Annotated in this window: 17 protein-coding genes and 6 pseudogenes; 15 read left to right on the top strand and 8 right to left on the bottom strand. The window is 58.7% G+C overall.

The genetic code is table 11. The features are described 5' to 3' along the window. Positions 1-271: 271 nt before the first annotated feature. The 4 genes and pseudogenes from ACD590_RS30855 to ACD590_RS30840 form a co-directional block, all read left to right on the top strand. Positions 272-1,162, top strand: coding sequence for a site-specific integrase (locus tag ACD590_RS30855; protein ID WP_439020950.1), 891 nt, complete (start codon positions 272-274; stop codon positions 1,160-1,162). After that, positions 1,159-2,082, top strand: coding sequence for a tyrosine-type recombinase/integrase (locus ACD590_RS30850; protein ID WP_086083856.1), 924 nt, complete (start codon positions 1,159-1,161; stop codon positions 2,080-2,082). Before ACD590_RS30855 ends, ACD590_RS30850 begins: the two co-directional genes overlap by 4 nt. After that, positions 2,079-3,080: a tyrosine-type recombinase/integrase gene (locus tag ACD590_RS30845; protein WP_096772358.1), complete on the top strand. Its 1,002-nt coding sequence runs from the start codon at positions 2,079-2,081 to the stop codon at positions 3,078-3,080. The genes ACD590_RS30850 and ACD590_RS30845 overlap by 4 nt, the downstream gene beginning before the upstream one ends. A 114-nt stretch (positions 3,081-3,194) precedes the next feature. Further along, positions 3,195-3,326 (top strand): annotated as a pseudogene (locus tag ACD590_RS30840) (transposase domain-containing protein); the annotation flags it as partial. Positions 3,327-3,364: 38 nt separating this feature from the next. Here the strand turns inward: ACD590_RS30840 and ACD590_RS30835 are convergent. From ACD590_RS30835 to ACD590_RS30825, 3 genes are all read right to left on the bottom strand, one after another. After that, positions 3,365-3,799 (bottom strand): hypothetical protein, encoded by a 435-nt coding sequence (locus tag ACD590_RS30835; protein WP_130822174.1) that lies wholly within the window; start codon positions 3,797-3,799, stop codon positions 3,365-3,367. Positions 3,800-4,072: 273 nt separating this feature from the next. After that, complete coding sequence (locus ACD590_RS30830) at positions 4,073-4,267, bottom strand: hypothetical protein (protein WP_018246390.1); 195 nt, start codon at positions 4,265-4,267, stop codon at positions 4,073-4,075. Between the two features lie 457 nt (positions 4,268-4,724). Continuing rightward, a complete protein-coding gene (locus ACD590_RS30825; RefSeq protein ID WP_245268297.1) occupies positions 4,725-5,543 on the bottom strand; it encodes an alpha/beta fold hydrolase in 819 nt (272 codons plus the stop codon). A 369-nt stretch (positions 5,544-5,912) separates the two neighbouring features. On the opposite strand from ACD590_RS30825, the gene ACD590_RS30820 reads away from it, so the two are divergent. From ACD590_RS30820 to ACD590_RS30800, 5 genes and pseudogenes are all read left to right on the top strand, one after another. After that, on the top strand, positions 5,913-7,922 hold the full coding sequence (locus ACD590_RS30820; protein WP_205931436.1) for an AI-2E family transporter: 2,010 nt from the start codon (positions 5,913-5,915) through the stop codon (positions 7,920-7,922). Positions 7,923-8,136: 214 nt separating this feature from the next. Next, the gene (locus ACD590_RS30815; RefSeq protein ID WP_018246387.1) at positions 8,137-8,319 is read left to right on the top strand and encodes a hypothetical protein; all 183 of its coding nucleotides are present in this window, start codon (positions 8,137-8,139) and stop codon (positions 8,317-8,319) included. Positions 8,320-8,403: 84 nt separating this feature from the next. Then, positions 8,404-8,700 carry a PRC-barrel domain-containing protein gene (locus ACD590_RS30810; RefSeq protein ID WP_047617754.1) on the top strand — a complete coding sequence of 99 codons (297 nt, stop codon included), beginning with the start codon at positions 8,404-8,406 and terminating at the stop codon, positions 8,698-8,700. A gap of 73 nt (positions 8,701-8,773) precedes the next feature. Next, positions 8,774-9,378 (top strand): annotated as a pseudogene (locus ACD590_RS30805) (hypothetical protein). Positions 9,379-9,623: 245 nt separating this feature from the next. Beyond that, positions 9,624-10,418 (top strand): potassium channel family protein, encoded by a 795-nt coding sequence (locus ACD590_RS30800; RefSeq protein ID WP_018246385.1) that lies wholly within the window; start codon positions 9,624-9,626, stop codon positions 10,416-10,418. Positions 10,419-10,475: 57 nt separating this feature from the next. Here the strand turns inward: ACD590_RS30800 and ACD590_RS30795 are convergent. The 3 genes and pseudogenes from ACD590_RS30795 to ACD590_RS30785 form a co-directional block, all read right to left on the bottom strand. Next, a pseudogene (locus ACD590_RS30795) lies at positions 10,476-10,622 on the bottom strand (alpha/beta hydrolase); the annotation flags it as partial. 128 nt (positions 10,623-10,750) lie between these two features. Continuing rightward, the gene (locus ACD590_RS30790) at positions 10,751-12,538 is read right to left on the bottom strand and encodes an adenylate/guanylate cyclase domain-containing protein (protein WP_018246384.1); all 1,788 of its coding nucleotides are present in this window, start codon (positions 12,536-12,538) and stop codon (positions 10,751-10,753) included. A 7-nt stretch (positions 12,539-12,545) separates the two neighbouring features. After that, entirely contained in the window at positions 12,546-13,544 is a 999-nt protein-coding gene (locus ACD590_RS30785; RefSeq protein ID WP_018246383.1) for an ABC transporter substrate-binding protein, read from the bottom strand. Positions 13,545-13,819: 275 nt separating this feature from the next. Between ACD590_RS30785 and ACD590_RS30780 the strand changes: the two are divergent. Next, positions 13,820-14,001, top strand: a pseudogene (locus tag ACD590_RS30780) (regulator); the annotation flags it as partial. Between the two features lie 138 nt (positions 14,002-14,139). Here the strand turns inward: ACD590_RS30780 and ACD590_RS30775 are convergent. Continuing rightward, a complete protein-coding gene (locus ACD590_RS30775; protein ID WP_157626510.1) occupies positions 14,140-14,307 on the bottom strand; it encodes a hypothetical protein in 168 nt (55 codons plus the stop codon). 279 nt (positions 14,308-14,586) lie between these two features. On the opposite strand from ACD590_RS30775, the gene ACD590_RS30770 reads away from it, so the two are divergent. The 5 genes and pseudogenes from ACD590_RS30770 to ACD590_RS30750 all read left to right on the top strand — a co-directional run. After that, a complete protein-coding gene (locus ACD590_RS30770) occupies positions 14,587-14,865 on the top strand; it encodes a hypothetical protein (protein ID WP_026188759.1) in 279 nt (92 codons plus the stop codon). A 338-nt stretch (positions 14,866-15,203) separates the two neighbouring features. Continuing rightward, positions 15,204-15,815, top strand: a complete 612-nt coding sequence (locus ACD590_RS30765; RefSeq protein ID WP_018246381.1) for a L,D-transpeptidase — start codon at positions 15,204-15,206, stop codon at positions 15,813-15,815. Positions 15,816-16,951: 1,136 nt separating this feature from the next. Next, positions 16,952-17,440, top strand: a complete 489-nt coding sequence (locus ACD590_RS30760) for a cupin (RefSeq protein WP_222312604.1) — start codon at positions 16,952-16,954, stop codon at positions 17,438-17,440. Positions 17,441-17,578: 138 nt separating this feature from the next. Further along, positions 17,579-17,919: pseudogene (locus tag ACD590_RS30755) on the top strand (NIPSNAP family protein). 124 nt (positions 17,920-18,043) lie between these two features. Continuing rightward, positions 18,044-18,564: pseudogene (locus tag ACD590_RS30750) on the top strand (transposase family protein); the annotation flags it as partial. Between the two features lie 139 nt (positions 18,565-18,703). Here the strand turns inward: ACD590_RS30750 and ACD590_RS30745 are convergent. Then, on the bottom strand, positions 18,704-20,074 hold the full coding sequence (locus tag ACD590_RS30745) for an alpha-glucosidase/alpha-galactosidase (RefSeq protein WP_439004139.1): 1,371 nt from the start codon (positions 20,072-20,074) through the stop codon (positions 18,704-18,706). Positions 20,075-20,086: the final 12 nt, after the last annotated feature.

Genomic DNA, 20,086 nt, shown 5'->3' with positions numbered 1-20,086 from the left:
TTACGCCGCCAAAATGTCGAACGAAGGTTTGGGGCGGCAATGCACGTGGCGGTCGCTGAGCCTGTTTCGGGATCTGATGGACTGGCATGTTGGCAATGGACATGCTCCGCAGGATTTGAATGAGGTTCACGCCGACCGCTTTCTTGAGCATCGTTTCAAACACTGGAAGCCCGACTCGGGCGATCGATCGGCGCTCCGCCGCTTGCTTTTGGCGTTACGGGAGAAAGGCTTAATACCAGCCGCGCTTCCGATTCAGCGCAGTGAGCACGAGATGATCGTCGATGTATTCGGGCAATATCTCTCGAATGAGAGAGGGCTCGCCGCCGCGACAGTGGGGAGCCACAAGCTTCTGTCGCTTCGATTTCTCCGGGAGGTGTGTCCTTTCGGCGCAGACGAGTTTGCAGCGCTCACCCCGGAGATCGTTATCGGTTATGTCGAGCGACATGCGCTCGACGGTTCCGCCGACAGTGGCAAAGCCATGTGCGGGGTTGTGCGTGCTTTCCTGCGCTATTTGCATCTGAAGGGCTTCATCTCGACGCCGCTCGCTGACTGTGTGCCGTCCATCCGCCGCTGGCGACTTGCCGGCCTTCCAACCTTCCTGCCGCCCGAGAAAGTCCAGAAGGTTCTCGATGCCTGCGATCGGACGACGGCAATGGGTCGTCGGGACTATGCGGTTCTGATGATCCTCGCCAAGCTCGGTTTGCGCGCCAGCGAAGTGGCCACCCTCAATCTTGACGATATCGACTGGCAGTCGGGCACGATCCTCGTACACGGAAAGGGACGACGACAAGCGACTATGCCGCTGCGTCACGACGTCGGAACAGCGATCGTCGCTTATATCCGGCATGGGCGCCCAGCTTCGGCATGTCGGCGAGTCTTCTTGCGAACACTTGCGCCGCATGTGGGCTTTGCCTCCGGCTGCGCCATCACGATGATCGCGAAGCAGGCACTCGAACGGGCAGGCATTGACGGCTATGCGCATCACGGTGCCCATCTTTTCCGCCACAGCCTTGCGACCGACCTTTTGCGGTCGGGCGCCAGCTTTGCCGAGATCGGTCAACTGCTCCGCCATCGAAGCATCGACAGTACAAGAATCTATGCAAAGCTCGATATTGAGAAGCTGCGGGAACTGAGCCTACCCTGGCCGGGAGGTGTCCAATGAGCCGGCTTCGCACCGCGCTTGAGCGCTACATCGGCATGCGCCAAGGGCTGGGATACAAATATGACGGTCCGGCAAAACGATTGTCGGAGTTCGTCGCTTTCATGGAAGCCCGCGGCGCCGAGACCATCACGGCGGACCTGGCAATGGAGTGGGTCACCTCGATGGGCCGGCAGCCGAGTTGGTCAATCCGACTGGCTGATGTGCGCTGCTTTGCCCAGCACCTCAGTCATTTCGATCCTTTGACGGAAGTGCCACCGAGCGACGCTGTGGCGCCGGCACGGCGGACAAAACCCTACATCTATAGTGAGGTCGAGATTCAGGCACTTCTGGCGGCAGCACTGTCGTTGCCGCCGGCCAACGCCCTGCGGCGCTGGACATATCACTGCCTGTTCGGGCTGATAGCGGTCGCCGGACTGCGCCATTCCGAAGCGCTCAGCCTGCTCCGGGCCGATGTAGATCTCGACCAGGGCGTCCTCACCATCCGAGAGACAAAGTTTGGCAAGTCACGGCTGGTGCCGCTGCATGCCACGACAATTGCTGTCCTTTCAGGCTATGCCGCCCGACGCGATGCACACCTTGGTACGCCGCGTAGTCCCTATTTCTTCGTCGCCGAACAGGGCGGCAGATTGCTGCATCAATACGTGCACCGCGTGTTCTGGCGACTATCTCGGCAAATCGGATTACGGCAGGAGGGGAAACGAGATGGCCCACGGATTCATGATCTTCGTCACCGTTTCGCCGTCCAGACCCTGATCAACTGGCATCGCGCCGGCGAAGATGTGGAACGCGAGCTGCCGGTTCTCTCGACCTTCCTCGGCCATGCGAATGTTCGCGACACCTATTGGTATCTGTCCGCCACGCCGGAACTGATGAACCATGCCGTACGGCGATTGAATAAGCGCTGGGAGGTACGGTCATGAGACGCACGAAAGACCTGGCCGTGCTGATCGAGCGGTGGTTCACAGATCGGCTCATGAAGCATCGAGGTGTAAGTTCTAACACCATCGCCTCCTATCGCGACACCTTCAGGCTCCTGTTTGCGTTCGCACAGACGCGCCTTGGGAGATCCCCATCGGAGTTGACGCTGCGGGATTTGGACGCTCCCTTCATCGGCGCATTCCTGGAGGATCTTGAGACGAAGAGATCCGCCTCGGTGCGGACCCGGAATCTCCGCCTTACAGCCATCCGCTCTTTCTTCCGATATGCGGCGTTCGAGGAGCCGGCACATAGCGCCCACATTCAGCGTGTGCTCGCGATCCCCAGCAAGCGATGTGACAAGCGGCAGCTTCAGTTTCTAACTAGGCCCGAGATTGAAGCGATCCTGGACTGCACGGATCGAAGCACGTGGCTGGGACGCCGCGACTACACTCTGCTGTTACTGGCCGCCCAAACGGGGCTGCGGGTCTCGGAGATCATCGACCTTGACCGAGATTCGGTAATGCTCGGCCGCGGTGCGCATGTGCAATGCATCGGCAAGGGCCGCAAAGAGCGAAGTACGCCGCTCACAAAGGTTGCACAGCAAGCCCTCCGTTATTGGCTCAAGGAACCAGGGAAGCGAGGCTCAACAGCCCTCTTTCCGAATACGCACGGTGGCAGGCTCAGCGCCGACGGCGTGCAGGCACTGCTGAACAAATATGTCGCCAAAGCACGTGAGCACTGCGTCTCCCTTCGCTCAAAGCGGGTGTCGCCCCATGTCTTGCGGCACTCTGCTGCCATGGAGTTGCTGCAGGCGGGCGTCGACTGCTCCGTCATTGCCCTGTGGTTGGGCCATGAAGCGATGGAAACGACGTTGACCTATCTTCATGCGCATCTCGAACTGAAGGAATCTGCACTCGCAAAGCTGAAGCCGTACGAAGGCGCCAAGGCCGAGCGATTTCGACCAAGCGACCGGCTTCTGGAATTCCTGAACACCCTCTGAGCATGAGAACTATGCCGAGTGCCAAACAACGGCGACCCGCCAAACTGGCTCGGAACGCACGGTTTGCCGTTCCTGCCAGAAGACGCACTCGGCATAGTTCGCCGGTCGGCATAAACCTGCAAGCTCAATGCCGTCGATCCGTTCGCGTACCTGTCCGCCACGCTCACCCGCCTCGTCAATGGCCATAAGCAGAGCCGGATCGACGAGCTAATGCCGTGGAAGTACCCGGAGCGAACACACGGCTGAAGTCCGCTGTCGGCCCATTACCGCCATCCCGACTATTTCTAGGGCATTGGCTTCTGATTGGGATTCGCGACGAGGAATTCGCCAAGAGCCGGGTCCTCGGCATGGCGTTTCTGCTGATCGATAATCACGAAGTTGGTACCCAACTCGACCTGAAGCAAAAGCAGAAGCTGGTCCACATCGCTATTGAAGCGGTCGCACCTCGCTTGCGTCCAGAGGCTTGGATCAGGTGGATACAATGGGTTGAGGTAGCTAAGATATTCTTGATCAAGACGGTTGATGAGCGAGTGAACGTTGCTTGGCAATAAAAGCCGGGGGGGAAGTGCGACATCCCCTTGAAGGTCATACACGGTCGCATCAAGCGGTCCGACGCCCAATTTGGATCGGGTAGCATCATCACCCGCCCACAAGCACCCGCCAGCCCCAAAATCAAAGAAAAATCGTAGTGTACCTTTTGTCATGGTGGGAATAGTCATGTTTTACGAAATGTCCGCAAGTGGCGCATTGTTGCCATCTCTATCACAGCGGTATTACTCGAAACGGCAATACGCGCATGGTCAAGGTGCGAGGCAAACAGCGCTAACGGTACAACAAGCCTCAGTCTGGTCAATCTGGCAATCCAATCCGTTTCCCGACGACGACCACCTGTTCGCGTTCCCAGGGGCGTGTAAGACAAGAGCTTATTCCGAAACGGCCCAGAGCCAATAGCCTCGAAACAGCCGCGAGCCTGCGCGGATGGCCGGTTGCTTTTAAAGCTGTTCGACAAAACACCAGAGGCTCACTTGGTTGCCACGATTTAGTAGATTGACCAAGTTGTCGGCCTCCTCGGCGGTGAGCATGTCCATGACAAACCCATCGATGATGGCCGCCTGTCCGCTGACTTTATCGAACACCGTCCAGTAAATATTGAGGTTCTTGCAACGGCTATATCTTTGCGATGCCATCGTGAACGGCCTCCATATGGTAACGACTTTGGTCAATTGTGAGCGATCTATCAGACATGACTGCCTGGCGGCTCTTGGACATCCGCGAGGCTCGTGACGTCAGGCGGCAGCTCGGCAGAGGGCTCGCATTCAGCGGGTGGTAAGGGAACTCTTGCACCACAGAGAGTCAGGCCGCTCGTTGCCTTTAAGAAGGCGCTCACAGTAGAGCATTTTTGTACGCGCTAATGAAGAGATGCGTTGGAATCAGGCATGCTATCTGTTCGTATAGCCTTCCAAAAGCTCGCATCATCCACCATTGACAACGAGCAGCACCTGATGTCGCGGGGGGCACATAGTTCCGCTCGTAGGTCTGGATGACCACATCGAAGCGGCTTTCCATCTGTCAGATGATCGATGCGGCGCAGATAGATCGATGCGCCTGTGGGACTTGGAGAAAGCAGCTTGAAGAAGATCATCCTCATGCCACCAGTGTCCTCTTATTCTCCACGATGGACACGGTGTCGACGAGCAGCTCCAGCAGTTCCACACACACCTCAGTCCGGACATGATGCGGCAAATGGCCCACGCCCCTGAGCGTTTTGAAGACCGCCTGGTCGTGGTTCCGTTGGATCCACGCCGAGTGCCACCGACAGTCGATGACCCCGTCCCGGTCGCCGAAGACAACGGTTATAGGCAGGTCGGACGAGAGGCGCCCGAATGCGGCCATGTCGGCGTTGAAGGCGGACAGTTCCGCGGCCATGGTCTCGATTGTGGGCGACGACACGATGTGGCGCGCGGGCAAGGCTGCCAAGTATTCCGGTACGGGATTTGGGGCGGCCGAGGTTCGCAGCGCGGAGCGGAAAATCACCTCCGGCCAGCGAGTGGTCATCTGGCGGCGGACGGCGGATCCGATCAGCGGCATCATCGCCGTACGCAACAGCACGAAAGGCTTGAAAGGAACTGGCCTGCAGCAAGGTGCGATCAGCAACATAGCCCTAACGAGGTCCGGCCTGCGCTGCGCGAGAAGAAGTGGCGGTGCGCAACCGATAGAATGGCCGACCAGCACGCGCGGCCCGCCCCCTATATGCTCAAGGAAGGTTTCGAGCCAGAAGGACTGCCCGAGAGGTCCCTGACTTCCGGAAGGTAGTGGAGAACTGAAGCCGTAGCCTGGGCGATCAGGTGCAATGATCCCGATGTTCTCGTGGACTTCGAAAGGAGTGACGACCTCCTCGGCAAGGCTTCCGCAGCCGTGTAAGAAAACGACCTCTGGGCGGTTCGCCCGACTTCTTCTCAACATATGGATTTTATGATCGTGGACTTGCAGAAGTTCGCCGACGCGGGGGACGTTTGCACAAGGATGCTTCATACGCGCCGAACGTACTTTTCAGTCGATTGTTCCGACTGGTAGGCGGTGGGATCCACGCCTTTTTTGCGGTTGACCGGATTTAGGAAGGCACGATCGCACGAGTAGCTCTGCAAAGGGGAAATCTCCTCCGTTTTGCATTCTCCTGTGCGATCCCGAACTACCGTGACCCGCCCCGGCTCGGCGCCGCTGTTTTTCGGACCGTATGCCCTAAAGCCCGTCGAGGGAGGTACGTCACAACCATTGCCGAGGCCAATCTGCGCCCTAATTTCAAAAGACTTGGTGAGAACGACCGACACCTCGATGTCTTCGAGCGACGCCAAGATCACGGAGGCGGAATTGGAAAATGACCTCGGCCCCCGCCGCGTCTATTCGACCTCGCCATCCTCCCCTTCACGCATGCCTGCCTTCGCGAGTGTACTCGCTGTTATTGCCATTCTGTATTTCGGCAAGGAAGTGCTTCTTCCTCTAGCAATCGCAGTGCTGTTGACGTTCGCGTTGGCTCCCATCTCCTCTCGTCTTCGAAAGCTTGGCATGCCGCGTATTGCGGCAGTCATAGTCACTGTCGTGATCGCTTTTCTTGTCCTCGTCCTGTTCGGGCTTGTCGTAGCGGGACACGTAGCCGAAGTCGCCCAGAACCTTCCGGCCTACCAAGGCAACATCATAGCAAAAATTCGGTCTCTCCAGGAAAGTGGAACGGATAGCGGTATTGTACGGCGCCTGACATCAGTCGTTGAGAGCGTCGGTCGTGAGCTCAGCAACGCCGAGGAGCGCCCAGTTGCTCCCGGTACCGCATCAAGAGTAAGGGAGCCTGTGCTCGTTGAGATATTCGCGCCGAGTAGACCAATTGAAACGCTTACTAGCCTGATTGGTCCGCTGCTCGGCCCCATCGCCTCATTGGGCTTGATCATCGTCGTCGTAATATTCATGCTTTTAGAGCGGGAAGAGCTTCGCGACCGCTTTATCCGGCTCGTTGGCTATGGCGATCTGCATCGCACAACAGAAGCCATCCAGGAGGCAGGTAGCCGCGTCGCGCGGTATCTTCTTATGCAGCTGGTGGTGAACTGCGCCTACGGCGTCCCATTGGCGCTCGGACTATGGGCGGTTGGCATTCCAAATCCAGCGCTCTGGGGGATGCTAGCCATCGTCCTTCGATTTGTCCCTTATATCGGGCCTGTAATCGCGACGGTTCTGCCGCTGTTCCTGGCTTTTGCAGTTGACCCTGGCTGGAGCCTTGTTCTCTGGGTTGGGGCCATCTTCCTCGTGCTGGAATTGACCAGCAACAACGTCATCGAGCCCTGGCTCTATGGTTCTCGTACCGGCCTCTCTCCGCTGGCAATCATCGTCGCGGCGATTTTTTGGGCATGGCTGTGGGGACCAGTCGGTCTTGTGCTGTCCACGCCGCTGACCGTGTGTCTTGCAGTGTTGGGCCGGTATGTCCCGCAATTCGAGTTCCTTGAGGTCGTTTTTGGTAGTGACCCGGTGCTCGATCCCAAGGAGCGGCTGTACCAGCGGCTCCTTGCTGGCGATCCCGATGAGGCGACCGACTACGCCGAGGAATTCCTCGAGGAGGATTATCTGGAGGACTACTATGGCAAGGTCGCCATTCCCGCCCTTCTACTCGCGGAGAAGGATAGGCGTCGAGGCGTCTTGACCCCGGAGCAGATGGAACAGGTGTTTGGGACCGCCATCACACTGGTCTCGAACCTTGCGGAAATCGCGGAGGAAGAAGAGCAGGAAGAGGAAGAAGAAGAGGAACAGAAGGAGAAGGAGAAGGAGAAGGAAGCGGCAGGTCGGCCCAGCACCCCTCCCAAGGAAGGGATTCGGGATGAAAGCGAACTACCTGACGGACGGGGCAAGACAGTCTTTTGCGTCGGAGGCAGAGGCCCCCTCGACGACGCGTCGGCTGCGATGCTTGCCCAGATTCTTCAGGTACAGGGCGCCGAGGTGGTCGCAGCGAGGCATTCTGACATCCCCAATCGCCGTGCCATGAGCCTCGTTCCGAAACAATCGAACGCCATCGTAGTTTGCTTCCTCAACGAGGACTCGGCAAGGCATGCCACCATACTTGTTCGTCGGTTCAAGCGCATATACCCAACCATTCGCGTCGGCGCGGTCCTTTGGGTGGAAAACCAGGAGGAAAGGCAGCCGCCCGCGCTTGGGGAGGCGGATTTCGTTGCCACAACCTTGACCTCGGCTGCCCGCGAGGCACTCGCCGATGCACCACCATCATTGGTGACGCCCGCGCGCAAGATCCGTACCAGGCGGTCCTCGAATAAGACAGGCATAGCCGCCGCGCACTCCGGGATTTAGGTGTCCAAGGGGCGGTCAGGCGCCATAAGATGCGCCCAGTCAGTCGGCAAGACCAAGCTAACAATAGTGAGCAAATCGTGGGCAGTTCCCGAAGCAGTAAAGCCTACGACCGTGCGACAAGCCCACCGGTTGCTAAACTTCGCAAATCAGCTCACTTTTCCCTTCCATGGAGATAGCGAGACCTTCCATCGGGCAGGATCAACCTGATCGCCACATGCGTTGCCAGGATGCAATCGACGCCGCGTTCCGTGATCTGCTCGAAAGAGCTACCGCAGCGGGACGGTCGGAGCGCGAGGTCTTCGTTGCGGTTATCGATCTCGCGGACAATCATATGCTCTCGATGTCGGCGAACGAGGAGATGAACGCCCTCATTGAATTGTTGAAGCGCATGACCTGATCTTTGGGCCGACGAGGGTTCTCACCGGCCGGAACATTCGGCCTTTAACTCGATTAATCTACCTCCACATAGGAGGAAGCAATCATGGACCACACCAACCACGTCCGCCTCACGACTTCGGAACTTACCCCTGCCGTCCTCGAAGGTGCCACCATCTATGGAGCCGACGATCACAAGGTCGGCAAGGTCGATCATATCCACGGGGCGGGCGCCGGCGGCTCCGCGGTCATCGACGTCGGAGGCTTTCTGGGTATCGGCGCGAAGCCTGTTGCAGTTCCGATCTCGGATCTTGAGTTCATGCGCGATGAAGACGGCGACGTTCACGCCGTTACGAGCTGGACCAAGGACGAGCTCAAGCAGATGCCCGCGCACCGCGACTGAGCGTAATCACATGATGCCTTCCGTCCTGGGGTAGTCGTTGACGCTGCCGGGCGGAAGGCCCATCTATTCGCACATGGCAAAACCCAAGACCACCGACGATGCGGAGCTGATCAAGGAGTGGCCCCTATCGACCGCAGCCACGCTCGGATCATCCGTTCGCGCGAAGCGGATTCTGATGGAAATTCGCGCACGTCTGCCTTTGGCGGTGAGAAAGTCGCTCGAAATCGAGGCGGGTGCTCTGACATTGGCGATGGCTGAAACGGCTAAGAGTGCGTTCCGTGCTGCTTCTCAGTTGTTTCCGACGTGCTCGAAGACATCGAAACCTTGCTGTGATCCCTCCTGAATCCAGGATATCCTGACGAGCTCTACTACCGAGAGACATCGCTGGCTCAGCGACGGACGCTTGCGCAGCGCTGGAACCCGCACGGTGAAGCTACGTGGGCGGGCGAGGAAAATAACCTTCCACGTATTCGACCCGCGCGTGGTGGAGGACATCCTCGACCGAGACCTGGTGACAGTCTGGCGCGAATAGGATGCTGAAGCTACGGTCGAGAAACGACGCGTTCGCTGAAGACCAAGGCCAAGACCGCTTCGAAACCTGATGCCGACCCCGACGATGCGTCACGTTCGAAACCTCTCGGCTGCGAAGAGTTCAGTCGCGATGGGTTGCTCCGCTAAGGCGGCGGAACCTCTGCAACGCAGTTTTCGATCCCCTCCCAATAGTCGCCGAAGGCATTTCGGCGAACTTGAAGATCGGGTCGGCATTACAGACATGGAGGCCTCCACCCCTCCATCGGCATGCTGCAATACAGCCTTGCGGAATATCTCCTTCGCGAGGAGGACGTGACAGTTAAGACTGTCACCGAGGGAGTTCCGTGTCTTCGGCGACTTGCGGACGCCGACGAGGGATCTACATTCCCCGGATGAAAATCTTCGAATCCGGCGACGGCTCTCAGCGGAATTCGCTTCGTGAGGTGCTGCGAAGCCTCGACAGGGCCGACGGCAGACAGGCGATCGCCTTTCGGCTGGTATTTGCTGCCATTGACGTTGCCATTCTCGCCTTCTTCCTGCTCGGCCCGTACCTGCGATCCGGTCCGTCCTATCTAATTATCGACTATGCGATAGCAGTGTGGATCGCCGCCGAGATGGTCGGCCGGGCGGTCGCCGCATTCTCTGTGCGTGAGTGGATTCGGCGGCCGATGACCTGGATCGACTTCGTGGTGCTGGCCACGCTGTTGCTGCCGGACCTGCTCTTCAATTTCGCTTTCCTACGGATCATGCGGTTCTGGGCGATCGGCACGAGTCCGCTGCTCAAGGACTTGCTGCGCAAGGCCGGCTACTTATACCTTCTCGACGTCGTCCGGGCGGTGATCAATCTCCTTGTGTTCCTCTTCATGGCAACCGGGTTCGTCTATACGTCCTTCTTCTACAACAGGGAGGGAGGCGAAGGATTCGTCGATGCGCTATACTTCACGGTCGCGACGGTAACGACGACGGGATTCGGGGACATCACGCTTCCCGGAACGCTGGGCAAGCTCACTTCCGTTGTGACGATGATCGTCGGCATCTCGTTATTCGTCAGGCTTGCTCAGGCAGTCGTCCGCCCTCACAAAGTGACCTATCCCTGTCACCGATGCGGCCTTCAGCGCCATGACGCCGACGCCGTTCATTGCAAGGCGTGCGGAGACGTCTTGAACATCCCGGACGAGGGATCGTGACCGTCGATCCTGGCTAGACGATACGGTAGGATTTGCACGCAGCCGTTGTCTAAGGGGGGGCCTCAAGAACGTGACGCGGTTGACGCCACCCGATAGCCAGCTCGACATCTCCAGCGCATTGTCGCGTGTTGATGTCAGGATCACAAAGTGCGGCCGCTTCGGCCCCATCTCAGTGAACTGGCGGCGGAACACGTCGATGTCGATATGCGTGACTGCGCCGGAAGAGCGAAATTCACGCGCTGGTCGATGAAGACTGGTTCCCCGACAGGTGCAGTTGGCGAACCGAGCAAGATTTCAGAAGGCTGATCTCTTCTCAACTGTGTGAGGTCCACCTACCCGTTCAACCCCTTCGGTTCTTGCACGCCATTTGATCTTCCGCTTCTCGTTCCGACCTTCCAAGCAGGTATTTGCTCGTCGAAACCTTTGAGCTGTCGCGGGCCGAGAGCGACCAATAAAATTTCTCCACGCACGGATTGCGCTACAGCGTGATCGACGAGGATTTGCTGATCGGCGGCGGACGAACAGAGTCGCGATGCCAGGTTCACGACATGTCCGATCGCAGTGTAGTCAACACGGGCTTCGTAACCAATTCGGCCGACTGTCGCCCATCCCATCGCCAGTCCGATGCCGAAGCCAATCGCATGACCGAGCAGACGCCATTCGGCGATCAGGCGCTGGATGGCGTCCTGCATGTCGATCGCCATCTCAACAGCACGAAGTGCCGGGTCTGCGCACGGTACCGGCGCGTTGACGAGCACCATCAAACCGTCTGCCGCGAAGTTGGTCAGCGTGGCCTCGTAGCGTGTGATGATCGTGCCGAGCGCCTCATAGTACTCGCGCAAGACCTGCATGATCTCCTCGGGTTCGGCGTGCGCCGAAAAAGCGGTGAAGCCACGTAAGTCGCAGAATACAGCGACGACTTCTGCGCGCTGTCCGGCGAGCACGCTCTCGTCGCCGGACTTTTCGACGAGTTCCGCGACCTGCGGCGCGAGAAAACGCTTCAGCCGTGCAATTCGCTCTGAACGATCCCGCGATACGGCGAGTTCTTGCGCCATTTCATTGAACCGGTCCGCCAGTCGTTCGAATTCGTCTCCTGTGGCGATGTCGATACGGTGCTCGAACTGTCCAGCACCGATTTTTTCGGTGCCTTCCTGCAGCAGGCGGATTGGTCCGGTCATCCGCCTGGCAAGCCAGTAGGCAAGCGCCGATGCGAAGATGGCGGCGGCGAGCAGCAGGCCACCCGTCCGCCACAATGACGCATACAGCGGTGCGAAAGCCTCGGCCTGCGCCTGCTCCACGAACACGGTCCAACCGAGATTGGGGATCGCCGCCATGGCGGTCACAACCGGTTCGTTCTCGGCGTTGCGGGCCGTGGTCGCCTCTCCCCCTGCGGCGGCGATCTCGTCCCGCAATCTGGTGAGGGCCGCCGCTGTCTTCTCGTCCGTGCCCTGCAACACCTTGCTAATGTCGGGGTGGGCGATGAGCCGGCCGGTCCGATCGAGAACAAACGCCCGGCCACGATTCCCGACGCGAATTTCCGAAACAACCGTCCAGACAAGCTTCAGGTTGATTTCGGCGACGACGATGCCACCTGCCTTACGGTTTCCGGCCATGGCCATGGTCATGAACGGTTCGGAACCGTCGCGAAAAGTGACCGGCCCAAACCATGTGCCGTTCGAACGAACTCCCAAGACAGCAGGATCGCCAGAGCGATCCGATCCGCCTTCCATCCTGTTCAAGTCGATACGGGAGACATGCAGCCGTTCGACGCCGACATCGTCAACAAGGGTGATGCTGGCGATCGCCGGGGCTAGGCGCATCACCCGCAGTGCATCGAGCCGATGGTATGCCTCGGCATCAGCGGTCCAGGCTTGCTGGACCGTCCAACCCAGTTGATCCTTGATGCCGTCGAGAAAGCTCTGAATTTTGCCGGCCGCCGATGTGGCCTCCACCCGCAATAGAGCGCTGAGCATTGCACGCTGGTCGCGATAGCCGAACCAAGCGTCGCCGATGCCGCTAATAGCCAGCGGAACAATGACCGCAGCGAAGAAGGCGAGGAAGTACTTCCGGAACAACGGTCGGCGCATCGGGGCGGCTTGAAGCTGGATCGAACGCCGCACACCATCCTCACTCGATGACTTCATCAGCCATCAGCAAAACGGTCTGCGGCAGCACGATCCCGAGTGCCTTTGCCGTCTTCAGATTGACCGACAAGTCGAACTTCGTCGGCTGCTCGATCGGCAACTCCCCAGGCTTGGTTCCTTTCAAAATGCGATCGACATAATAGGCGAGCCGATGTTGCATTACACCATAGTCCGCCGAATAGGCCATCAGGCAGCCGTCTGCGACGTACCACGAGCCCCAAGCCATGACCGGCAGGTGATGCTCGATCGCCAAGGCGGCGATTCGCGACGACTGGTCGGCCAGCATGAGGTCGGGAAGCACCAAGGCGGCTTGAGCGCCGTCGGCCTTCATGCGCGAGAACGCAACATCGAGTTCGCCCGGCTCGCTGACTTGCTGGAGGCTCAAAGCCACTCCGAGGTGGCGGGCAGCTTGCTTGGTGTCCGTTTCGAAGGGGAGATATGACACCACCGGGTTTGCCAGCACGCCGACAGTGGCAAGCCCCGGTATGGCCTCCATCAAAAGCTGCAGCCGTTTGGCGGCTAGTTCAGTGGCGTAATAAGTGACACCCGTGAGATTGCCCCCAGGTTTTGCGAGGCTGCTCGCTAAGCCTGCCGCAACTGGGTCACCGCTGATGATGGTCACGATTGGAATCGCATCGGTCGCTGCTTGGGCAGCATGCGCAGCCGGCTGAGACGAAGTCACGATCACATCCACGGGGAGCTGCGCCAGGTCCCCCGCCGCGGCTGCAAGGCGACTGTCTTGCTTACTCGCGCTCCGGCACTCGAAGCTGAGTTCGTGCAGCGTGTAGCCCAGGTCGTGAAGCCCTTGCATGAACATTCCGAACTCGCTGGTTTCGCTCGCATAGGGCATACCGCAAGGCCACCAGGCGAGAAGGCCGATTCGTGGCGTCTTGGCCGACGTCTGCTGCGCAGCGGCGATGGCAGGAAGGCTCATCGCCAGCGCGACTGCAAGTTTGAGGAAGGGACGTCGTTTCGGTTTCATCCGAACACCCCTCGCTGACCCACGGCACATAACGGTGGGATGATGAGATCCGGCTAATTGCTGCAAACTCACATTTCGACGCGCCCCTTCTCCTGAAGGAGCGACCGACGAACAAGCCAAGATATTCAGTGGACGAAAGTATAGTCGATATTGGCGCCCATTGGTAGCGCGGGCAACCTAGTTGGCAGTTGCTGCGAAGCCAGAACAAGGCGCCCCCCTACCCGTCGGACAGAGCGCCGGCGGCGCTGATCATGCGGCGACGTGCTCCTTGGTAAGAGGTTGGAGGTCCCGCCGTGGAAACTCCGAGCAAGAAAGGTTCGGCACTCGGCTCGTCAGCTCCAGCCTGTCCGCTTTCGGGGAGGTCTCTCTTGATTACGCCCCGACCGGGCTCATCCTGAGGCTGGATGCGCCACTTCAGAAGCTGCAATATAAGAACTGTTCCGACGCCGAGGAATAGTTTGATTGCGACGCTAGGATGGCCGGCGCTCGAGAAATCAAAGACATCGATGATGTCATCGCGAGACGTTTGGATCTTCCTTGTTCCAGGCAACAGCGAACCCGATCCAAAAGTCGGTTCACGACGGTCTGGCAGTTGCTAAGGTTTGTCGACAGGCTCGCCGTTTGGGTTGGGCACCGGTGCCTCCCTTGTATCTCGAGCCGGGTGTTTCTGATCGTCAGGCTCCGGTGGCAGTTCTTTACGGTCAGGGTGATTGACCGGCTGGTCTTTAGGATTGCCCCCTTTGTCATTATTCTTTTTGGACATGGCCAGTTCCTCCATTCAACAGTACGAACAGACTTGCGAGATCGAAAGTTCCGAGACAGCCAGACTGCCGTGGTCAGAGCATATGGTCCATCTGCAGCACAGCCACCGGCCATTCGCCAGGATGACGCTTGATGAACGCCTAAGGCGAAGGGGATGCAGGCGGATCAGCGCCAATGCGTGACGTAAGCGCCGGCGGCAAACGGCGGCGCTTACCGCAGATGCGTAGTGTGGAACCGGAGTTCTGTTCAGGTGTTCCTCTCGATCAGCAGGGAGCTTCCTATGACCTACATCGCATCACCAAGCTACGACCGTAACGACCCCAGTCGCGCTTCGAACCTCCGTCAGTGCCTCGAGACCGCCAGACGCCGCCTGGCTGAGACTTCGCATGCGTCGGAAACTGAGAAAATCGAGACGCTTGTGGCATCCGCCATCGAGGCGGGTTGGGAAGACGATGAAGTGCGCGACGCACTTAGCCCCGGTGACGAGCAAGAAAACAAAATGCGGCAACAGGAACCACCTGTCCCAACTATCGGTGTGGTTCCGTCGTCATCTTTCTAATGACAGTCGTTGGTAATGGAAGTCCGGTTTTGATCAGAGGACGAATGGTAGCGCGCCATCGGGAGGAGGCTGACGACGCGCTGCATGTGACCATTGGGTTCCACCGGTGAACTTAGGCCGCGATGCATTTTGAAATTTGGTAAAGGTCTACCTCCCGGTCTAGCCCGCGAATCGCCTCCCCTAGATCGCTTCGTCATCATTCCGCTTTCTTGAAGCAGACAGGAACTCAGCGGTTGATGGGAGCGACGAGAGATCACCGTGGAATCCAGACTGAACCCGCCATAGTACCGCCACACAATTCCGCCCAATCAGGCTGTATAACAGACGGATTGCGTAAAATGAGATTGATGGCTCTCCTTGTTGCGGCCCTTTTGCTGACGCCCATTCATGCCCAGGCCCAAGTTTATGACCCGCATGATGGATACGACGATTATGGGGGCTACGACTATGATGATCCCTACAGCCCGTATCCCCCTCCTCCCTACTACGAGCCAGAACCTGGCTATCGGGAACCTTTGCAAGAACGTGGGGAGCCATCGACGCGAATTAGAAGGGGAACCGTCGTCATCGCCACGCGTGAGCACACTCTGATTTACACGACCGCACAGGGCGAGCAGTTCGCCTACCCCATCGCAGTCGGCCGCGAAGGCAAGCAATGGTACGGAACAACGCGGGTGGTGTCGAAGCGATTGCATCCCGAATGGCGACCCACGGCCAGCATGCGGCAGAAGAACCCACGGCTTCCGGCCGTCGTGAAACCCGGCCCGGCAAACCCGCTCGGAACTCGCGCGATCTACCTTGCCGACGGACTGCTGCGCATCCACGGCACCAACGACCCCTCCTCCATCGGCACCAATGCATCGAGCGGATGCTTTCGGATGTACCGCGAGGACGTCGAGGAGCTTTACGATATGGTTCAGCCGGGGACCCGGGTGATCGTCCAGCAGTGATCGAATATCGCTTGACCGAACTGTCCCGTCATTTCCACTTCGCTGACCACTGACGAAGTCCGCCTTCGCCTTTTCAGGCCATGCTTTCACGTCGGGATTAACCTTGATCTTCTGCCCGGACGGCTTCCAAGCGAGAAAGACAGTTCGCGAAGCAAGGTTTGCAACGACAACGGCTTCTTGATCCGTGCACATGTGTCGCGAGCAGGATGTGCCGACAAAAAGGTCACCCTTAAATTCGCCAGAACTCACGCCAAGCAGGATGTCGTTGAGAAGCGCTTTATCTGCTCGACCAAACGGTTGATCTCTGCTGCCACCTCCGCACAATCCAGCAATCCTGCAGGGTGGGTCACCGAACGCTCCCGCAGTTGGTCCCAGCCTTTAGGGTGTCAGCAACGAAGGCTTCGCCCTGGATTCCTTTGAATCCGGCGCTGGCTGTCCACTCCCATTTCTGTCCCACTTGGTTTGGTGTTGCCGGAGTGCAAGGTATGAGCTTGTCGTCCGAAAGGGCTGACCGTCACGATAAAGCAATATCGAGCGGACCATCGATTCGTGGATTTTGTCCTTTAGAGAAGGAAACCACTAACGGCGATCCCTCACACGCATATCAGCTACCGACGAGGTTCCGACAGCTACCCCGACCCCATTGACAACATGCGTCTCATCGATGTCGACATAGTAATTCTTCAGGACCTCTCGGTCGTCGATTTTCAGTCTATCCTGGCCATCGCTCCCTTTGGTGATGACGACTTGGTGGTCGAAGCTGCATGTCTAAACTGCCTGCCGCAGCATGGCTGTATGGTGAAAGTGCAATAGACGGCGCTAACACCAAGACGAAGGCATTTCACCAGATCACGTTCCCGCCCCATGACAAATGCATCTTGTTGTGACTTATCAGATTGACAATCAGAGACCAATGAGGGCCCGGCATAGGGGGCCCCTTGCGCATCAGTCGGAATGCGCCCTCTTCGAACCTGCGGCATGCCAAGGAACCGCTGGTGATTGCCAAAGTTTAGCTTTTGAGAACATCATCGCAGATGAGTTCAATTGAAAACGCTGCGTAAGAGTTGGGGGAAAACGTCGACGGCTCGATGGCCGTCGGCTCGCGGCAATTGACAACTCGCTTGGGAATTTTCAACATGAACATCGAGACGATATTTTTCAAGCCGAGCGACTGGGTCCCGAACAATCCGCATCTTCCTGTATTGCTTTACAGAGGGCTCTTTGCTGATGCTGAACCTACTGATTTCGACCGTCGTTTCGCTGCAAACGGTTGGACAGGCGTCTGGATAAACGGTGTCTTCGATTATCAGCACTACCATTCCGGTGCCCATGAAGTCCTGGGAATTGCACTTGGCAGCGCCAAGCTGTTGATCGGCGGTCCCGACGGTCAAGAGCTTGATGTGGTAGCGGGAGACTGCCTGGTACTTCCAGCCGGAACAGGGCACCGAAATCTCGGCTGCACGTCGGACTTCCAGGTGGTAGGCGCTTATCCTAAGGGACAGCATGCCGACATTCAGACGTCCGCTCCCTCAAGCGAAATGCTGGCGAAAATCTCGTCAGTCCCCCTGCCCCACACCGACCCCGTCCAAGGATCGTCAGGATTTCTCACGGAGAAATGGCGGTAGTCATCGGGCACAGTGACCGATTTCGCAGTCTGCCGCAGGATTAAGGACAAGCGTCCGACAAGCGGAGAAGCGGCCCCTCGCTTTTTCCAGCGCTGAACGATATCCACGATCTAGCCTGACCAACATGAGGAGCATCCGATGATCCACGAATTGCGCATCTATACATGTCTGCCGGGGAGGCTGCCGGCACTGCAGCAGCGTTTCGAGACCGCGACGCTGGCGATCTGGGAGCGACTCGGCATCCGCTCACTCGGCTTCTGGACGACGATGATCGGTTCTTCCAGCAACGATCTGACCTACCTCCTTGAATGGCGGTCGCTGGCGGAGCGCGAGCAGAAGTGGGCCGAGTTCGTGGCCGATCGCGAGCGCAGGAAGCGAGGGCAAAGAGCGAGGCGGATGGGCCGATCATCGCCAACATCGCCAGTTCGCTGCTGCAGCCGACGAGCTTTTACCGCGGCTTCCCCGAGCCGTCGGAATAACGGGCGGAAACGCAGCACGCAATTGATTGGGAAGTCTTTTTGGCGTGTTTCAGCGCCGAATATTGGGGTTTTGATGCAGTTGTAACGATGCCGCTTTGCTGGTTTCCACCAAGGAGTCAGCCTGATGAGCACTAAGTTTCGCCTTTCTGATTTGGTACCGGCTGGATTCATCGCCGAACGCATTACCCACATTGACGACGAGACCTGCATCTTGCTTTCCTCCGGCGCTACCGCGTCATGTTCGGCATGCGGACAAATGTCGCGAACGGTTCGAAGCTGCTATTGCCGCCAGGTCGCGGACCTCTCCCTGTCGGGAAGGCGCGGTCAGGCTTCTCGTGCGCACGCGGAGGTTCACCTGTGATGCGGTGCTCGGCGGCAGGCAGATATTCGCCGGGCGGTTCGGCGATGTGCTACCTCCCTACGCCAGACGAACCGGGCGTCTCGAGCATCTCGTCCACCATCTGGCCCTCGCGCTTGGAGGACGCCCGGCGGCGCGTTTTTGCTCAGCGGCCCATCCTTCTGGTCAGCAACGACACCTTGCTCCGCGTCATACGCAGGCAAGGATTGCCGCTGTCGATTCCGCCCTCGGTGATTGGCATCGACGACTGGGCCTCGCGGCGCAATCATCGCTATGGCAGTTGCGTTTAATGAAATGGCGATAAGCTGTCGCCGCGACCGTCCGGGTCACTATGCCGATTGCAAGAGCCGTCGTTCCTGTCGCAAAAAAGCCCCGCGGTTGTTGCGACCGCGGGGCTTCTTGACGCCTCACCCGGGAGAGGGGGTCTCAGGCGGCCTGTACTTTGCGGGTCGTGCGTGCCCATTCGGGCAGCCAGTCGCCGTGGGTGGCGAGCAGATCGTCGACCAGCGACCAGATCTGGTCGAGGTCTAGTTCGGCTGCCGTATGCGGGTCCATCATTGCGGCATGATAGATGTGCTCGCGATTTTCCGTCATCAGTGCCTGCACCGTCAGTTCCTGCACGTTGATATTGGTGCGGATCAGCGCCGTCAGCTGCGGCGGCAGGTCGCCGATGAAGGTCGGCTGGATGCCGGAGGCATCGACGAGGCAGGGCACCTCGGCGGCGCAATTGGTCGGCAGCGATGTGATGCAGCCATTGTTGCGGACATTGCCGTAGATCACCGAGGGCTCGCCCGTCCAGACCGAATTGATGATCGAGGAGGCATATTCCTTCGACGGCGCGACCTCAATCTTGTCGGCTGAACGATAGGCCTCCGCCTGCCCCTTCCAGCGCTCGATCTGCTCGATGCAACGCTTCGGATATTCATCGAGCGGAATGCCGAATTTCTCGATCAGGTCGTCGCGGCCCTCCTTGATGAAATAGGGCGTGTATTCGGCGAAATGCTCCGAGCTTTCGGTGACGAAATAGCCGAGCCGCGTCAGCATCTCGTAGCGCACCTTGTTCGGGCAGCGCGGGTTCCAGCCGGGCTTCGGCGCCCTGCCCTCGCGATAGGCGCGCAGCAGGTCGGGATAGAGGTTGCGGTAGGAACCGTCCGGCTGGCGATGCTCGAATTTGAGATAGAAGGCCATGTGGTTGATGCCGGCCGCGCGGTAGCGGATTTCCTCGTAGGGAATGTCGAGGTCATGGGCCAGTTCCATCGCCGTGCCCTGTACCGAGTGGCAGAGGCCGACCTGGCGAATGGCCGGATATTTCTCTGATATCGCCCAGGTGTTGATCGCCATCGGGTTGACATATTGCAGCATGATCGCCTCGGGGCAGACGGCGAGCATGTCCTCGCAGACCTTCCAGAGATGCGGCACGGTGCGCAAGCCGCGCATGATGCCGCCGACGCCGAGCGTATCGGCGATCGTCTGGCGCAGCCCGTATTTCTTCGGCACTTCGAAATCGGTGACCGTGCAGGGTTCGTAACCGCCGATCTGGAAAGCGACGACGACGAAATCGGCGCCGGCAAGCGCCTTGCGCTGGTCGGAATAGGTCTCGGCCTTCGCCTTCACGCCGAGCGTCGAGATCAGCTTGTTGACGACGACGGCGCTTTCCTCCAGCCGCTGCGGATTGAGATCCATCAAGGCGATCGTCGCGCCCGACAGAGCCGGACGCTGCAGCACATCGCCAACGATGTTCTTCATGAAGACGGTGGAGCCAGCTCCGATGAAAGTGATTTTGGGATTTCTTGCCATTATAACCTCCGG

The sequence above is a fragment of the Rhizobium sp. 862_C5_N1_2 genome (genome assembly GCF_051811205.1).
Classification (GTDB): Bacteria; Pseudomonadota; Alphaproteobacteria; order Rhizobiales; family Rhizobiaceae; genus Rhizobium; species Rhizobium leguminosarum.
This window is presented reverse-complemented; position numbering and strand designations above follow the sequence as displayed.

Excerpts from the sequence above, each read along its gene's own strand:
- ACD590_RS30855 (WP_439020950.1), top strand. The coding sequence starts at position 272 with ATGATCGTCGATGTATTCGGGCAATATCTCTCGAATGAGAGAGGGCTC.
- ACD590_RS30850 (WP_086083856.1), top strand. The coding sequence starts at position 1,159 with ATGAGCCGGCTTCGCACCGCGCTTGAGCGCTACATCGGCATGCGCCAA.
- ACD590_RS30845 (WP_096772358.1), top strand. The coding sequence starts at position 2,079 with ATGAGACGCACGAAAGACCTGGCCGTGCTGATCGAGCGGTGGTTCACA.
- ACD590_RS30835 (WP_130822174.1), bottom strand. The coding sequence starts at position 3,799 with ATGACTATTCCCACCATGACAAAAGGTACACTACGATTTTTCTTTGAT.
- ACD590_RS30830 (WP_018246390.1), bottom strand. The coding sequence starts at position 4,267 with ATGGCATCGCAAAGATATAGCCGTTGCAAGAACCTCAATATTTACTGG.
- ACD590_RS30825 (WP_245268297.1), bottom strand. The coding sequence starts at position 5,543 with ATGTTGAGAAGAAGTCGGGCGAACCGCCCAGAGGTCGTTTTCTTACAC.
- ACD590_RS30820 (WP_205931436.1), top strand. The coding sequence starts at position 5,913 with ATGTCTTCGAGCGACGCCAAGATCACGGAGGCGGAATTGGAAAATGAC.
- ACD590_RS30815 (WP_018246387.1), top strand. The coding sequence starts at position 8,137 with ATGCGTTGCCAGGATGCAATCGACGCCGCGTTCCGTGATCTGCTCGAA.
- ACD590_RS30810 (WP_047617754.1), top strand. The coding sequence starts at position 8,404 with ATGGACCACACCAACCACGTCCGCCTCACGACTTCGGAACTTACCCCT.
- ACD590_RS30800 (WP_018246385.1), top strand. The coding sequence starts at position 9,624 with ATGAAAATCTTCGAATCCGGCGACGGCTCTCAGCGGAATTCGCTTCGT.
- ACD590_RS30785 (WP_018246383.1), bottom strand. The coding sequence starts at position 13,544 with ATGAAACCGAAACGACGTCCCTTCCTCAAACTTGCAGTCGCGCTGGCG.
- ACD590_RS30775 (WP_157626510.1), bottom strand. The coding sequence starts at position 14,307 with ATGTCCAAAAAGAATAATGACAAAGGGGGCAATCCTAAAGACCAGCCG.
- ACD590_RS30770 (WP_026188759.1), top strand. The coding sequence starts at position 14,587 with ATGACCTACATCGCATCACCAAGCTACGACCGTAACGACCCCAGTCGC.
- ACD590_RS30765 (WP_018246381.1), top strand. The coding sequence starts at position 15,204 with ATGAGATTGATGGCTCTCCTTGTTGCGGCCCTTTTGCTGACGCCCATT.
- ACD590_RS30760 (WP_222312604.1), top strand. The coding sequence starts at position 16,952 with ATGAACATCGAGACGATATTTTTCAAGCCGAGCGACTGGGTCCCGAAC.
- ACD590_RS30745 (WP_439004139.1), bottom strand. The coding sequence starts at position 20,074 with ATGGCAAGAAATCCCAAAATCACTTTCATCGGAGCTGGCTCCACCGTC.